This window comes from Dehalobacter sp. TeCB1 (assembly GCF_001707455.1).
In the GTDB taxonomy this organism is placed as follows: domain Bacteria; phylum Bacillota; class Desulfitobacteriia; order Desulfitobacteriales; family Syntrophobotulaceae; genus Dehalobacter; species Dehalobacter restrictus.
Genome location: NZ_MCHF01000056.1, coordinates 29,007 through 44,091, shown reverse-complemented (window position 1 = coordinate 44,091; position 15,085 = coordinate 29,007). Strand labels below are relative to the sequence as shown.

The following is a 15,085-nucleotide window of genomic DNA, read 5'->3' as shown; positions in this document are numbered from 1 at the left end:
CGTTATGACCACTTCGCTACTTCTCCATGATAAATATAATATTTTTATGCTTTATGGGGTTTTGCTTTAGGCTTTGGTACGTTTTTCCCGAAAATATTGTTTTAACAGTACTGAGCATTCTTCTTCCAAGACGCCTGCCGTGACTTCAACTTTGTGATTCCAGCAGTTTCTGTTCAGTACATTCATCACGGACTCAACAGCGCCGCCTTTGGCATCCGTCGCTCCGTAGATCAGGTGTTTGATCCTAGCTTGAAGAATCGCGCCGGCACACATCGGGCAGGGTTCCAAGGTGACATACAACGTCGCATCCGTCAGCCGCCAGTGACCCATCACTTCAGCTGCTCGCCGGATGGCAAGGATTTCGGCATGTCCGGTCGGGTCTTGTTTCTGCTCTTTTTCATTGAAGGCGACAGAGAGAATCTGCTGATTCACGACAACGAGCGCACCAACCGGAATCTCATTGCAGTCATACGCCTTTTGGGCTTGGTCAAGCGCAAGTCTCATCCAATCTTCATGTTTCATTTCTCTCAGCCTCGAATACCATCCTGCCAGGTCCGCAGAAAAATCAAAATATGCTGGACAGGAAATACAGATTCAGGATTGACATAGTACGAGTACTTCTAAACGTTTGCAACGGCAAATCTAATAAAAAAAAGGCCTTAAAACCTTTGCAATATAATGGTGGCCCCGGGAGGACTCGAACCCCCGCAAGACAGGGTTTAGGAAACCCCCGCTCTATCCACCTGAGCTACGAGGCCATATGGATTGCATGGCGGAGGGGGTGGGATTCGAACCCACGGCCCCTTTCGGAGTCACCGGTTTTCAAGACCGGCTCCTTAAACCGCTCGGACACCCCTCCAGCAGTAAGACGAAAGATAGTATAACATAAACTTTATAACTAAACAAGAAGCTGTTTGCGCCAATTTTAAATAATGAAGCAACAAATAATATAATAATCTAATTGAATTAATGCTCTCAACATAATCTAAAAAACTTTTATTCTAATCTAACCAATAAATTCCGTGCCCATGTACGGAACCAGTACTTTCGGAATCCTGATTCTGCCGTCTTCTTCCTGGTAGTTCTCCAGAATGGCCGATACGGTCCTGCCGATGGCCAGTCCGCTGCCGTTCAAGGTATGCACAAACTCCGGTTTTTCCTTAGGTCCGCGCCGAAAGCGAATATTCGCTCTTCTGGCCTGAAAATCAATAAAATTGCTGCAGGAAGATATTTCCCTGTACAGATTAAAGCTTGGCAGCCATACTTCAATGTCGTACGTTTTAGCAGAGCTGAATCCAAGATCGCCGGTGGACAAGGCAACAACGCGGTAAGAGAGTTCCAGTTCCTGCAAAATCGCTTCAGCATCCGCGGTCAGCATCTCCAACTCCTGGAAAGAGTTCTCCGGAAAGGAGAATTTTACAAGCTCGACTTTATTAAACTGATGCTGGCGGATCAGCCCGCGGGTATCCCTCCCGGACGCTCCGGCTTCGGCGCGGAAACACGCACTGTAGGCACAAAATTTAATTGGAAGCATATCTGCTTCAAGGATCTCATCTCTGTAAATATTGGTGACCGGTACTTCCGCTGTAGGAATCAGGAAATAATCAGTTTTTTCTACTTTAAAAGCGTCTTCTTCAAATTTGGGCAGCTGGCCGGTGGAAATCATAGACTGCCGGTTGACCATAAACGGCGGAAAGACCTCCGTATAGCCTTTGGCAGCATGCCTGTCCATCATAAAATTGATCAAGGCTCTTTCCAGGCGCGCTCCGAGCCCTTTGTAGAACGTAAATCGAGTCCCGGTTACTTTGCCGGCCCGGGCAAAATCTAAAATATCTAGGTTTTCCCCCAGCTCATAGTGGGCCAGTGGTTGAAATTCAAACTTCCTGGGTTCACCCCATTTGCGGACTTGGATGTTATCATTTTCATCTTTACCAACCGGAACAGATGCATCGGGAATATTCGGGATCAAATAGAGTACTTCCAGCATTTTTTGCTCGATCTCGTTTAAACTGTCATCCAGCGTTTTGATGTTCTGACCAACCTCACGCATTTGAAGGATCAGCTCCTCGGCATCCTGCCCGCTTTTCTTCCGCCGGGCAACTTCTTCAGATACCTTATTGCGTTCCGCTTTCAGATTTTCCGCCTCAAATAAGATTTGCCGTCTTTTTTCCTCTTGGCGCAAAAAATCATCCAGGTTGATATCGGCACAGCGTTTCGCTAACGCTTCTTTGACAATCTCGGGATTGCTGCGCACAAATTTTAGATCGAGCATAACGGGCCCCTCCTATTTTCGATACTGATCAACGATGTTAATGAAATATTCATGAATTCTGGTATCGTCGGTAAGCTCGGGATGAAACGCGCTGGCCAGAATATGATCATCCTGGACCAAGACAATCTTGCCGGCATATGCGGCCAGCACATCAAGCTCCGGACCTGCTTCCGTCACATACGGCGCGCGGATGAATACGGCTCGCAAATTTCCGCCTTTTAGTCCCTTAACCGGGATATCCGCTTCAAAACTCGCAATCTGCCGGCCAAAAGCATTTCGTTTGACGGAGATATCCAGAAGCCCCAAAGAATACTGGTTACTCCGGTCAATTTTTTTACTGAGCAGAATCATACCGGCACACGTCCCAAAAATGGGAAAACCTTCACCAGCCATTTCTACAATTTTATCGCCAAAACCGTCAATTTCAAGCTGCTTACCGATTGCTGTGCTTTCCCCGCCGGGAATAATCAGCCCACTGATTCCTTTTAAATCATCGACACTGCGGACTTCAACTGCTTCAACTCCAAGTTTTTCCAAAGATTTGCAGTGCTCGCGAAAAGCGCCCTGGATAGCCAGGACACCAATCTTCTTTTTCATGCTCACCAGCCCCGATCCTGCATTCTTTCCGCCGGAGCAATCGAGGAAATCTCCAGACCAGGCATTGCTTCACCGATTTCTTCGGAAAGTTTGGCCAGTATGTCCGGATCATTGTGATGAGTAGTTGCGAGAACGATTGCTCTGGCTCTCTTGGCTGGTTCAGAGGATTTAAATATGCCGGAGCCAACAAAAATACCGTCGCAACCCAGCTGCATCATGAGGGCTGCATCAGCCGGTGTTGCAATTCCGCCTGCGGCAAAATTTACAACCGGCAGTTTGCCGTGTTCGGCAACATATAGAACTAAATCGTAAGGTGCAGCCATTTCCTTGGCTGCGGTCATCAGTTCCTCTTTCGGCATGGTGGTCAGACGGCGGATATCGGCCATAACCGTCCGCATATGACGCACTGCCTCAACCACATTGCCTGTTCCGGGTTCACCTTTGGTGCGGATCATCGCAGCACCCTCGCCAATCCGACGCAGGGCTTCACCGAGATTGCGCGCACCGCAGACAAATGGCACTTTAAAATTATGCTTATCAATGTGATAAAGGTCGTCGGCAGGAGTCAGAACTTCGCTCTCATCGATGTAATCCGCGCCAAGTGCTTCCAGGATCCGGGCTTCGACAAAGTGTCCGATTCTTGCTTTAGCCATAACCGGAATGGTTACAGCCTCCATGATTTTTTTAACGATGGTAGGATCGGCCATTCTTGCCACACCGCCTGCCGCCCGGATATCAGAGGGCACTCTTTCCAGGGCCATAACTGCACAGGCCCCAGCTTCCTCCGCTATTTTTGCCTGCTCGGGTGTTGTGACATCCATAATGACGCCGCCTTTTAACATCTCCGCCAAGCCTGTTTTTACTTTCCATGAAGCTACCTCAACCATGAATGATTCCTCCTAATAGATCTGTTAATCGTCCTATTGTTCCCTGCTAACATCATTTTATTAATCGTTTATTCTTCTTCTTTGCTTACAAATTTAGCTACGGCCACGACCTTGCTTTCACCGGTTCTCATGGCAGTGACTCCCTGGGCCGATCTCCCCTGGACGGAGATGCCGCTGACTTCCTGACGGATCACAATGCCTTCATCGGTAATGACCATCAGTTCCTGATCGGCGGTGACGACCTTGACGGCGGCCAGAGGCCCAGTCTTAGAAGTGACTCTGTGCCCGATAATGCCTTTGCCACCGCGTCCCTGGATCCGGAATTCACTGAGTTCGCTTCGTTTAGCAAAGCCATTCTCGGTAACGGTCAGCAATTCCAAATCACTAGCGGTTTTATCCACGACATCCATGGCAATGACATAGTCATCTTTCCTGAGAGAGATTCCTCTTACGCCGCGGGCTGTCCGTCCCATGGCTCTGACATCTTCCTCAGAGAAACGAATCGCCAAACCCAGACGGGTTGCAATCACGACATCATCATCTTGTTTCGTGAGGCGCACGCCGATCAGTTCGTCATTTTCATCCAGCGTCAGCGCAATCAAGCCATCACTTCTTTTTGTGTCGTAATCCTGGAGCGAAGTCTTTTTGACAATCCCGTTTTTCGTTGCTGTCAGCAGGTTGAATTGGTCTTTAAACTCCTTGACAGCAATCGTCGCAGTGACTTTTTCATCCTGCGCAAGACTCAAAAGGTTCACAATCGCAGTCCCTTTAGCGGTCCGGCTTGCCTCAGGTATTTCATGCGCCCGCAGACGGTAAACCTTGCCACGTGAAGTGAAGAAAAGAATATGATGATGTGTAGAGGCAATAAACAGGCTCTCCACAAAATCATTTTCTCCGGTAGACATGCCGTTGACACCACGTCCACCTCTTCTCTGGCTGTGATAGGTGTTTAAGGGCAGTCTTTTGATATACCCTCTGTGTGTGACCGTAATTACGACGTCCTCATCCGCGATCAGATCTTCAATTTCCATCTTCGTCGCATCAAAGGTAATTTCTGAACGTCTCGGGTCCGCAAATTTATCCCTGATTTCCTTCAGTTCAGTTTTAATAATTCCACGAACCATTTTGTCCGAATTCAAAACTGCCGTCAGGTAAGCAATCTCATCCATCAGCCTTTGATACTGGGCATCCAGTTTTTCACGTTCCAAACCAGTCAGGCGCTTTAAGCGCATGTCCATAATCGCCTGGGCCTGTCTGTCGCTGAAATCAAAGCGCAGGATCAGTTTGGCTTTGGCAATGTCATCATCCTTGGAAGAACGAATGATCTCAATGACTTCATCGATATAGTCCAGCGCCTTGCGCAGTCCTTCAACAATATGTGCCTCATCTTCTGCTTTCTTCAGTTCAAACCGGCTGCGCCGGACAATAACTTCCTTTTGGTGTTTGATAAAATATTCCAGAATTTCCTGCAGGTTGAGTACTTTCGGGGTATTGTCAACCAGCGCCAGCATATTGATCCCGAAACTATCTTCCATCTGGGTATGCTTATACAACTGATTCAGAATGACCTGAGGTGTAACATCCCTGCGCAGTTCAATCACAATACGAATCCCTTTCATTGTGGTCTCATCGCGCAAATCGGTAATACCTTCGATTTTCTTTTCCTGAACAAGTTCAGCTATCTTTTCAATCAGCCGGGACTTATTGACCACATACGGAATTTCCGTAACAACGATCTGCATTTTCCCGTTTTTTTCGATTTTTTCGATATTGGCCTTCGCCCGGACCTTGATTGATCCCCTGCCAGTCGTGTACGCGCTGATGATTCCTTCCGTGCCCATGATTTGGGCACCGGTCGGAAAATCAGGTCCTTTAATAAATTTCATCAGATCTCTGATTCCAGGTCGAGGTGCTCCATCTTCGTTATCCTCACTGTCCATCAAATATACGACGCCATCGATGACTTCTCCCAGATTGTGCGGCGGTATATTCGTGGCCATCCCGACAGCAATCCCGGAAGAACCGTTAACCAATAAATTCGGAAATTTCGCCGGCAAAACGTCCGGCTCTTTTTCTCTTTCATCATAGTTCGGACTAAAGTTGACGGTATCCTTATCAATATCAGCCAGCATATACGTAGCCAGCGAAGCCATCTTCATCTCTGTATAACGCATGGCAGCCGCTGAATCGCCATCGATGGAACCAAAGTTGCCATGTCCGTCAATTAAAGGATAACGACTGGAAAAATTCTGCGCCATCCTGACAGACGCATCATAGATCGATGAATCTCCATGTGGGTGATATTTCCCCATGCAATCCCCGACCAGTCTGGCCGATTTACTATACCCTTTATTCGGCGTCATCCCTAATTCATTCATCGCATAAAGAATTCTGCGATGAACCGGTTTCAGTCCGTCGCGTACATCCGGCAAGGCTCGGCTGACAATAACGCTCATGGAATAATCTATAAATGATTTTTTTAATTCATCGGAAATTTCAATGGGCAAAACCTTGCCGCTAAAAAGTTCCATGGACATGGTTCAACGCTCCTTTAAATATCCAGATTTCGTACATCCCTGGCATGTTTTTGAATAAATTCCTTACGGGGCTCCACTTTATCGCCCATCAGCATCGTGAACAATTCATCCGCTTTCATGGCATCTTCCATTTCGACCTGGAACATGGTCCGCGATTCAGGATCCATGGTTGTCTCCCAAAGCTGTTCGGGATTCATTTCACCAAGACCTTTATAGCGTTGGATTTCTGTCTTTTCTCTGCCGACAGTTTCCATAACCTTACTCAATTCTTTATCACTATAAGCATATTGAATTTGTTTACCGTTTTTAATCTTAAAAAGCGGTGGCTGCGCAATATAAACATAATGATTTTCAATCAGCGGTTTCATAAACCTGTAGAAAAATGTCAACAAGAGAATCCGGATATGTGCGCCATCGACATCGGCATCTGTCATAATCACAACTTTATGATAGCGGGCTTTTTCAATATCAAAATCTTCAGATATGCCGGTTCCAAGCGCTGTGATCATTGCTCTTATTTCCATATTTCCCAGAATCCTGTCCAATCGGGCTTTTTCGACGTTTAAAATTTTACCGCGCAACGGCAGAATCGCTTGAAATTTCTGATTCCTGCCTTGTTTGGCTGAGCCGCCGGCGCTGTCTCCTTCGACAATGTACATTTCACAGTACCTTGGATCTTTCCAGGTGCAGTCGGCCAGTTTACCCGGCAAAGAAGTACTTTCCAATGCACTTTTTCTGCGGGTAAGATCTCTGGCCTTACGGGCGGCAAGCCTTGCCCGGGTAGCCTGCAAGCCTTTTTCAACAATCTTCTTGGCAACGGCTGGATTTTCTTCAAAAAAGGTCGTTAAACCTTCGCCAACCACGCTGTCGACAATGGATCTAACTTCACTGTTACCCAGCTTGGTCTTTGTCTGTCCTTCAAACTGAGGTTCCATGATCTTAACCGAAATAATGGCTGTAAGGCCTTCTCTGACATCCTCACCGCTTAAGTTATTCTCATTGCCTTTTAAAATATTGTTTTTACGCGCGTAGTCATTAACAACTCTGGTCAGGGCCGCTTTAAATCCCGCTTCGTGCGTCCCGCCTTCTGTGGTATTGATATTATTAGCATACGAAAATAAGGTTTCGGTATAACTTTCGTTATACTGAAGGGCGATCTCAACCTTTGTATTATCTTTCTCCGTCTCAAATACAATCGCTTTCTGATGAATCGGATCTTTATTTTTATTTAAATATTCTACAAAATCAATCAGCCCATTATTGTGATTATAGACATCTTTGGCCTCGCTCCGCTCGTCAATCAGAGTAATCATGACATTTTTATTCAGAAATGAAAGCTCCTTCAAACGATGCGCCAGAACTTCATAGTCATAAACGATATCTTCAAAGATTTCCGGATCAGGCTGGAAAGTAATCATTGTCCCGGATCTTCCTTGGTACGTACCTATTTCCTTAAGTTCCGTCAGTGTTTTGCCGCGGGAATATTCCTGGCTGTACTTTTTCCCATCTTTTTTGATCTCGACACGCAAATTAACGGAAAGCGCATTAACAACGCTCATGCCGACCCCGTGCAGGCCACCAGAAACCTTATAAGCCTCGTTATTAAATTTTCCGCCGGCATGCAATACTGTCAAGGCAACTTCCACTGCCGGCTTTTGCATCTTTGCATGCATATCAACCGGTATGCCGCGGCCATTATCTTGAACAGTAATACTCTCTCCCTGATGAATAATAACTTCTATTTCATCGCAGTAACCAGCCATAGCCTCATCGATGCTATTGTCAACGATCTCATAAACCAGATGGTGCAAACCACGGCTGCTGGTGGAACCGATGTACATACCGGGGCGTTTCCGAACAGCTTCTAATCCTTCGAGTACTTCTATCTGGCCGGCATTATAATCAGATCCGGGATTTATTTGATTTGCTAATTCCGATTCATTTTGCAAAGCTGTTCCCTCCCAAATTTATCCTTTAACCTTAATATTATACTATAAAATCTGCTTTCATTCAAATATGAAGACCTCCCAGCTTCCGGAGGTCAATAAAACAACGAATCGTCTTCCTTAAAGAAAACTTGGCTGGCGCCAATCCTTTGGCAGAAGTCCTAGAAGTCTAGATGTATCAAAAAGTGCTTACACTTGCTAATACACTAAAGAATACTTCCGCTTTGTGATCTTTTCATTAACGTTGACGAAGAAATCGGAGACAGATAATATTCCGAATCCGTCATCACAAAGGACTTTTCTTTTCCTTTTTCAGTAATATTCTGTACGTTTCCCTTTTTCATCATTTTATTCAACAAACTGCGGGAAATCTGGTTGCTTCCTGCTGTATCCAAATCAAGGATCAGAATGACTTTGTCTTTTCTCACCATAATATTATTACCGATGTGCAGAAACATCAACTATTTCCTCCTTATATTTCCATTAGATACCTGATATACCACTGCGTTCTGATTCGTAATCCTGTCATCTGCACCAGTCATGGTGATGATTGTCTGTTTTTGCAGGGTATTAATATACTCAATCAAATAGTCCCTCCGATATTCATCCAATTCGGAAAGAACATCATCCAGCAGTAAAATCGGATATTCATCTTTTTCATTCCGGATGATTTCCATTTCAGCCAGCTTTAGACTGAGCACCAGAGAACGCTGCTGACCTTGAGATGCAAATATTCTTGTATCATTTCCATTAAGATAAATAATTATTTCGTCGCGGTGGGGTCCGAACAATACAGCTTTTCTCTCAATTTCCTGTATCATTTTTTTCTCAAGTATCTCCGGAAAGCTTTGTAAAGCCTGCTCTAAATCCTTTTTTCCTAAGGCTTGATAAACGATATCGAGATGGTCCTCATCCGAAAAAATGCTTTGAAATATCTTTCTGCAGTGGGTATTCAGTTTATCTGTAAATTCAGATCGATTAATGATAATCTTGGAACCGATCTCACAAATTTGCTCATTCCATGCCTGGAGCTGAATTCTTAACAGATTAATATTCCTTTCGTTTTTCAAAAGAATATTTTTCTGGTGAACAGCCCTTAAATAAGCATTTAGCAGGGCAAAATGCGTAGGTCTAATCTGGGCAATCAGCAGATCAATAAAACGCCTTCTTTCGTTGGGTCCTTTTTTAACAATATTTAAATCATCCGGATAAAAAGAAACCCCATTGACTGTACCAACGTAATCTGAAAGACGTTTACAAGCCAATTGGTTAATCTTCATGACTTTTTTTCCGGTCTCGTAATAACCCTCCAGCATGAAGAGCCTTTCTGAAACTAGAAAAGAACCTGAGAGATAAAAATTTTTCTCCCCCCAGCGTATTAAATCATTTTCTGACTTACAGTGGGCCGATTTACCGCTAATAAGATACCCGATTCCTTCAAGGATGTTCGTTTTTCCCTGACCGTTGGAACCCATTAGCAGGTTGATTCCCGGCTGGAAGTCAATCTTTTGTTCTTGATAATTTCTGAAATTAACCAAATATAATTCTTTAATATACATGTTTAAAAACGAATCATCATGCTAATTTCTTAGCGGCAGAACTAAACATAAATATTTATCATTACTTTCGGGCCTGAAGATACAGGGACTAGATGGTCCAGAAACTTCCATAACCACGTTTTCGGTGTCTACAACTTTAAGCAGGTCGATGATATACTTGGCATTAAAAGAAATTGCAACGTCCTCTCCATTCTGTTCAACTTCGAGCTGTTCAAATACTTTACCCATTTCCGAAAAATGATTGATGTTAATATGGGAATTCTCAATATTAAAACGGACCGTATTGGTCTTCAAGTAATTGTCTTTGGATAAAAGAGAGGCTCTTTCTACTGCATCCATCAATTTTCGAGTATATATCAAAAGTTTCGTGTTGCATGTTGCTGGAATAACCTGTTTGTAGCTTGGAAACTGTCCTTCAATCAGACGGGTGACAATTTGAACCTGGCTAAATTTAAAAATAATTCTGGAATTGTTAAAACTGATTAAAATACTGTCATCATCTTCCATTAGCCTATAAATCTCATGCAGCGTCTTGGCTGGAATAATCCCGTTGAACTCTTTTTGATTTCCCTGCAAAACTTCATTGCTGAGTGCCAGTCGGTGCGTATCTGTTCCGACAAGTGTTATATTTTCTTTATTCACCTGAAGTAGCACGCCGGTAAAAACAGGTCTGGTTTCTTCGACTGAACAAGCGAATATGGTCTTACGAATCATACTTTTAAAAAGTAAAGCCGGAAGTTCAATGCTTTCATTGGAAGTAATATCGGAAATCTCAGGATACTCTTCAGGATCATATCCGTTCACCGCAAAATCAGAGGAATCGTAAAAGATATTAATATTATTGTCAGTACTTTCAATTCTAATTTCGGTATCCGGAAGCTTCCTGGCAATTTCCGAAAAAAGCCTAGCCGGTAAAACGACTTGTCCTTCTTCCTGAACATTGACTGGGACTTGGCATCGAATACCAATTTCTAGATCAGTGGCTTCAAACCAGAGATTTTGGTTTTCTGCTCTCAGTCTGACTCCTTGAAGTATAGGAAGCGTATTTTTGGAGGACACGGCTCTTTGTACAGTGTTTATTCCTAAAATCAAATCTTCCTTTTTGCATAAGACTTTCATCGGATACCTCCTATGTATTCTGACTCTATTTCAAAATTATACCATATTTATTCACTATTCATAATAAGATATTAATTTAGTAGTAACCGTAGTAGTATAGCGGTAATAATTGTGGATAAAAGGATATATAAAGCCAAATATGGTTTCTGTCTGATTGGATAAATGTATTGATATCATGTGGAAATGATGGAAAGATATCCACAATTATTAATTTACGGTGTGTTTAAGTAAATAAAATAAAGGTTCATCAGACTCTAACTTGATTTAATTTTACTGATAATGTCATTGATGCTCTTTTCAACCAGCGGATCATTTTTTTTCAGTTCGCTGATCTTTTCACAGGCATGAATGACTGTCGTATGATCCCGGCCTCCGAATTTGTCACCGATCTGTTCCAAAGAAAGATCCGTCATCTCGCGGCATAGGAACATCGCAATTTGTCTGGGAAAAGCAATGGTTCTTGTTCTTTTCTTCTGTTTGAATTCCTGAATGGACATCTTATAATGTTCAGCAACACTTTTTTGAATCATATCAAGAGAAATCAATTTTTGATTTTTCTGTGGGATCATATCCTTCAATATCTCTTCTGCCAGGGTAACGGTTATCGGTTGGTTAGTGAGCATGCAGTAAGCTGTTATTTTACTTAAGGCACCTTCCAGCTCCCGGATATTGGATTGAATCTCGGAAGCAATAAAAATAATAATTTCATCAGGTACAATAAAATTTTCCAGCTCAGCTTTTTTGCGTAAAATAGCAATTCTTGTTTCGTAGTCAGGCGGATTAATATCAGTTGTTAAACCCCATTCAAATCGCGAACGAAGTCTTTCCTCAAGTGTTGGTATTTCTCTCGGGGGACGGTCTGAAGAAATAATGATTTGTTTGTTGGCCTCATAAAGAGTGTTAAACGTATGAAAGAATTCTTCCTGGGTGCCTTCTTTGCCTGCCAGGAACTGAATATCGTCAATTAATAAGATGTCAATTTTCCGGTAAGTGTTCCGGAATTCGACCTGTCTTTCATAACGGATAGAATCAATCATTTCATTCGTGAACTGTTCGCCGGTGACATAGAGAATTTTCATCGAAGGAAAATTCTTGCTGATCACGTGACTGATCGCATGCATTAGATGCGTTTTGCCAAGCCCGCTGCCGCCGTAGACAAATAAAGGGTTATAGGATTTAGCAGGAGATTCCGCAACTGCAAGTGCTGCGGCATGGGCAAAACGATTCCCGTTGCCGATTACAAAAGTATCAAACGTATACTTTGGGTTCAGGGAATGAGACAAAACGCCAAAATTAACACCAGGGGTTTCTATTGGAGGAATATCGGAAGGATCTTGCTCTGCGATAAAGTTTAGAGTAACCGGTGCATTCAGGTAATTTTGAACAGTGGATTTAACGAGCGAGGAATACCTGCTTTCCAGCCAGTCTTTTGCAAACTCATTGGAAACACTGATGGTCAGCCGATTGTTGGAGAAATCAACCAGCTTCGTTGAAGACAGCCAAGTTTCAAAACTGGGCTTAGATAATTCATCTTTCAGTTTCTCAAGGATATTTTCCCAGAAAGCGTTTAAATATATAATATTAGGAGACATAGAGAACCCCCTTATTGATAGTGCAAAGTCATCAGTAAAAAAAAATTATTCACAAATATCAGGTTATTTGTGGATAACACCCCGGATAAAGAAGAAAAAATTATACACATCCAATCATCAAAATATGAGCGAACATGTACATTTATCATAACAACTTTTCATTTCGTTATCAACAGTTAATTCAGAGTATCCAGGAAACTTCACAAACAATCCGGAACTTCTTCATATTATATTCACCTAGTTATTAACCAGTTATTTTCTTGACATAATAAAAATAATTGGAGTATAATTTTCTGTAGTCTGTCTTTCGTTTTTGTTAGTTCTATCAGAAATGCTCTAACATCTTTTCGATAGATCTAAGTGCAGCTAAGGTTGCCGCTAATAGCTTGGCGCCAGCTGAGTTTTTATTCTTGGAATTATAAGGGGGTGTTTGCTTTGAAAAGAACATATCAGCCTAAATCCCGTCGCCATAAAAGAGTTCATGGATTCTTAGAACGGATGAAAAGTACTGGCGGTAGAAACGTTTTAAGACGTCGTCGTTTGAAAGGTCGTAAGAAGTTAGCAGTATAGGGCCGCAGGTTTGTGGCCTTTTTTGTACTGAACGCCCTTTAGCAAAGCAAGGAGGGCCATATGCTGCTGAAGTCTTACAGGTTGAAAAAAAAGACCGATTTTCAAAGTATCTTTACCAATGGAAAAAGTTATGCCTCAAGACAAGTTGTCATATACATCTTTCGAGGACATAATAAAAAATTTGGATTTATTGCTTCTAAAAAAGTTGGCAATGCAGTGAAGCGCAACCGGGCGAAGAGGCTTATGCGCGAAGCTGTTCGTTTGAATATAGACGGATTGAAGATGGACTGTGAAATGATTTTGATTGCCCGTGCGGCAATCAACAAAGCAACCTTGCAGGAAGTTGAAAAATCTGTACTATATATTTGGAGAAAAGCGGGAATTTATGATGGAAAGAATGCGTAAAATCATGGAAACTGTTTTTGTTTCCATCATCGTTTTCTATCAACGATTTGTCTCACCTCTGAAAGGACGAACCTGCAGATTTTATCCTACATGTTCGGATTATGCGATTCAATCAGTTAAAAAGTACGGGATCATCAAAGGGATTGGTAAATCGCTCATACGAATTACCAAATGCCACCCTTTTCATCCCGGCGGATATGACCCAGTTTAAGGAGGGTTCTTGTGGATATCGTTTATCAGGGAATGGCCGCGATCTTAAAGTGGCTGTTTGATCTCTCGTCCATGATCGGATTGCCATATTGGGGTATGGCAATTATCATCTTTACCATCATCATTAAGATTGTTCTTTACCCGTTGACCTGGAAACAGATGCAGTCCATGCGCAAAATGACGGATTTGCAGCCAAAAATGAAAGTGCTGCAGAAAAAGTATGCCAATGACAAGCAGAAGATGAATCAGAAGATCATGGAACTGTATAGTGAAGAAAAGGTGAATCCTTATTCGGGGTGCTTGCCGATTTTGGTACAGCTTCCTATTTTGTGGATATTTTATAGAACGTTGGCAAATTTCCCTTACGGCAATGATGCCAGTGTCTGGTTTTTAGGTTTCAATATTACTGTGGCATACGGCTTTCAATTGTCCTATCATTTAATCTTACCGATTCTCGCTGGGGTGACGTCTTTCTTAATGACAAAGGTCTCGATGGCAACAAGCCCCAACAAGAATCAGCCTGGTGCGAAAAAAGATACAGCTGAGGCTACTGCCGAACAGACTCAGAAAATGATGTTGTATGTCATGCCGTTCTTTATGGCTTATATCGTAATTACGCTTCCTTCTGGCTTAGGTTTCTATCTTATAACGATGAACATTGTGTCGATCCTGCAAACTGTCTATATCAATAAGAAGTTGTCGGCAGAGAAAAAAGAAGCCTCTGTTGACTGAGGAGGTACACGAATGAAGGTTGCAGATAAAACTGCAAAAACGGTTGAAGAGGCTATTGAATTGGGATTAGCCGAACTTGGCGTCAGCAGAGATCAGGTTACTGTTCAAGTGCTGGAAGAACCGGGAAAAAAAGGACTCCTTGGACTTTTTGGCAGTAAAATGGCTAGAGTCAGAATCAATTTTGAGGATGATCCGGGAGCACTGGCCTGTGAATTTCTGAAAGGGTTGACCAAGGCAATGTCCGTCAATGCCAACTTCGAAGTATTTAATCGTGATGAACAGGTCAAAATAAATATTACCGGTTTAGACCTTGGCATACTGATTGGCCGCAGAGGGGATACTTTGGAATCCATACAGTTTCTGACAAATTTAGCCGTCGCAAAAAAATTGTCTAATAAGACGAGAATCGTGATTGATGTTGAGGGTTATCGGAAGCGCCGGGAAGAAACGCTGATTGTTCTTGCTAAAAGACTGGCTGAAAAGGTTAAGAAAAGCGGCAATAGAATTGTTTTAGAACCGATGAGTCCTCAAGAACGGCGGATTATTCATACGGCCCTGCAAAATGAATTGAAAGTAACGACTTTTAGTGAAGGGGAAGAGCCTCACCGAAGAGTTGTCCTTGCTTTAAAACGGAATCATATAGAAAAGGCATAATTATG

Annotated in this window: 15 protein-coding genes and 2 tRNA genes; 5 read left to right on the top strand and 12 right to left on the bottom strand. The window is 42.9% G+C overall.

What is annotated here, in order from left to right; all coding sequences use genetic code 11:
• Positions 1 to 66: 66 nt before the first annotated feature.
• The 12 genes from tadA to dnaA form a co-directional block, all read right to left on the bottom strand.
• Entirely contained in the window at positions 67 to 522 is a 456-nt protein-coding gene (tadA, locus tag A7D23_RS11845) for a tRNA adenosine(34) deaminase TadA (RefSeq protein WP_019224890.1), read from the bottom strand.
• 157 nt (positions 523 to 679) lie between these two features.
• Positions 680 to 758 (bottom strand) — tRNA-Arg (locus tag A7D23_RS11840).
• 12 nt (positions 759 to 770) lie between these two features.
• Positions 771 to 859, bottom strand: a tRNA-Ser gene (locus A7D23_RS11835).
• 147 nt (positions 860 to 1,006) lie between these two features.
• Positions 1,007 to 2,272 (bottom strand): serine--tRNA ligase, encoded by a 1,266-nt coding sequence (gene serS / locus A7D23_RS11830; protein ID WP_019224891.1) that lies wholly within the window; start codon positions 2,270 to 2,272, stop codon positions 1,007 to 1,009.
• 12 nt (positions 2,273 to 2,284) lie between these two features.
• The gene (gene pdxT / locus A7D23_RS11825) at positions 2,285 to 2,875 is read right to left on the bottom strand and encodes a pyridoxal 5'-phosphate synthase glutaminase subunit PdxT (RefSeq protein WP_019224892.1); all 591 of its coding nucleotides are present in this window, start codon (positions 2,873 to 2,875) and stop codon (positions 2,285 to 2,287) included.
• Positions 2,872 to 3,756: a pyridoxal 5'-phosphate synthase lyase subunit PdxS gene (gene pdxS, locus A7D23_RS11820; RefSeq protein WP_019224893.1), complete on the bottom strand. Its 885-nt coding sequence runs from the start codon at positions 3,754 to 3,756 to the stop codon at positions 2,872 to 2,874. The genes pdxT and pdxS overlap by 4 nt, the downstream gene beginning before the upstream one ends.
• A 68-nt stretch (positions 3,757 to 3,824) precedes the next feature.
• Entirely contained in the window at positions 3,825 to 6,293 is a 2,469-nt protein-coding gene (gene gyrA, locus A7D23_RS11815) for a DNA gyrase subunit A (RefSeq protein WP_019224894.1), read from the bottom strand.
• A 14-nt stretch (positions 6,294 to 6,307) separates the two neighbouring features.
• A complete protein-coding gene (gene gyrB / locus A7D23_RS11810; RefSeq protein WP_019224895.1) occupies positions 6,308 to 8,242 on the bottom strand; it encodes a DNA topoisomerase (ATP-hydrolyzing) subunit B in 1,935 nt (644 codons plus the stop codon).
• A gap of 203 nt (positions 8,243 to 8,445) precedes the next feature.
• Positions 8,446 to 8,697, bottom strand: coding sequence for a DUF370 domain-containing protein (locus A7D23_RS11805; protein WP_019224896.1), 252 nt, complete (start codon positions 8,695 to 8,697; stop codon positions 8,446 to 8,448).
• Between the two features lie 3 nt (positions 8,698 to 8,700).
• Entirely contained in the window at positions 8,701 to 9,798 is a 1,098-nt protein-coding gene (recF, locus tag A7D23_RS11800) for a DNA replication/repair protein RecF (RefSeq protein ID WP_019224897.1), read from the bottom strand.
• Between the two features lie 21 nt (positions 9,799 to 9,819).
• Positions 9,820 to 10,917 carry a DNA polymerase III subunit beta gene (dnaN, locus tag A7D23_RS11795; protein WP_019224898.1) on the bottom strand — a complete coding sequence of 366 codons (1,098 nt, stop codon included), beginning with the start codon at positions 10,915 to 10,917 and terminating at the stop codon, positions 9,820 to 9,822.
• A 254-nt stretch (positions 10,918 to 11,171) separates the two neighbouring features.
• Positions 11,172 to 12,509 carry a chromosomal replication initiator protein DnaA gene (gene dnaA / locus A7D23_RS11790; RefSeq protein WP_019224899.1) on the bottom strand — a complete coding sequence of 446 codons (1,338 nt, stop codon included), beginning with the start codon at positions 12,507 to 12,509 and terminating at the stop codon, positions 11,172 to 11,174.
• A 435-nt stretch (positions 12,510 to 12,944) separates the two neighbouring features.
• Between dnaA and rpmH the strand changes: the two genes are divergently transcribed.
• Genes rpmH through jag form a run of 5 tightly spaced genes read left to right on the top strand, consistent with a single transcriptional unit; the run spans position 12,945 to position 15,080 of the window.
• The gene (rpmH, locus tag A7D23_RS15670) at positions 12,945 to 13,079 is read left to right on the top strand and encodes a 50S ribosomal protein L34 (RefSeq protein ID WP_081580541.1); all 135 of its coding nucleotides are present in this window, start codon (positions 12,945 to 12,947) and stop codon (positions 13,077 to 13,079) included.
• A gap of 60 nt (positions 13,080 to 13,139) precedes the next feature.
• Positions 13,140 to 13,484 carry a ribonuclease P protein component gene (gene rnpA / locus A7D23_RS11785; protein ID WP_019224900.1) on the top strand — a complete coding sequence of 115 codons (345 nt, stop codon included), beginning with the start codon at positions 13,140 to 13,142 and terminating at the stop codon, positions 13,482 to 13,484.
• Position 13,485: 1 nt separating this feature from the next.
• Complete coding sequence (gene yidD, locus A7D23_RS11780; protein ID WP_207635598.1) at positions 13,486 to 13,695, top strand: membrane protein insertion efficiency factor YidD; 210 nt, start codon at positions 13,486 to 13,488, stop codon at positions 13,693 to 13,695.
• A gap of 11 nt (positions 13,696 to 13,706) precedes the next feature.
• On the top strand, positions 13,707 to 14,426 hold the full coding sequence (locus A7D23_RS11775) for a YidC/Oxa1 family membrane protein insertase (RefSeq protein ID WP_019224902.1): 720 nt from the start codon (positions 13,707 to 13,709) through the stop codon (positions 14,424 to 14,426).
• 12 nt (positions 14,427 to 14,438) lie between these two features.
• Positions 14,439 to 15,080 (top strand): RNA-binding cell elongation regulator Jag/EloR, encoded by a 642-nt coding sequence (gene jag / locus A7D23_RS11770; RefSeq protein WP_019224903.1) that lies wholly within the window; start codon positions 14,439 to 14,441, stop codon positions 15,078 to 15,080.
• Positions 15,081 to 15,085: the final 5 nt, after the last annotated feature.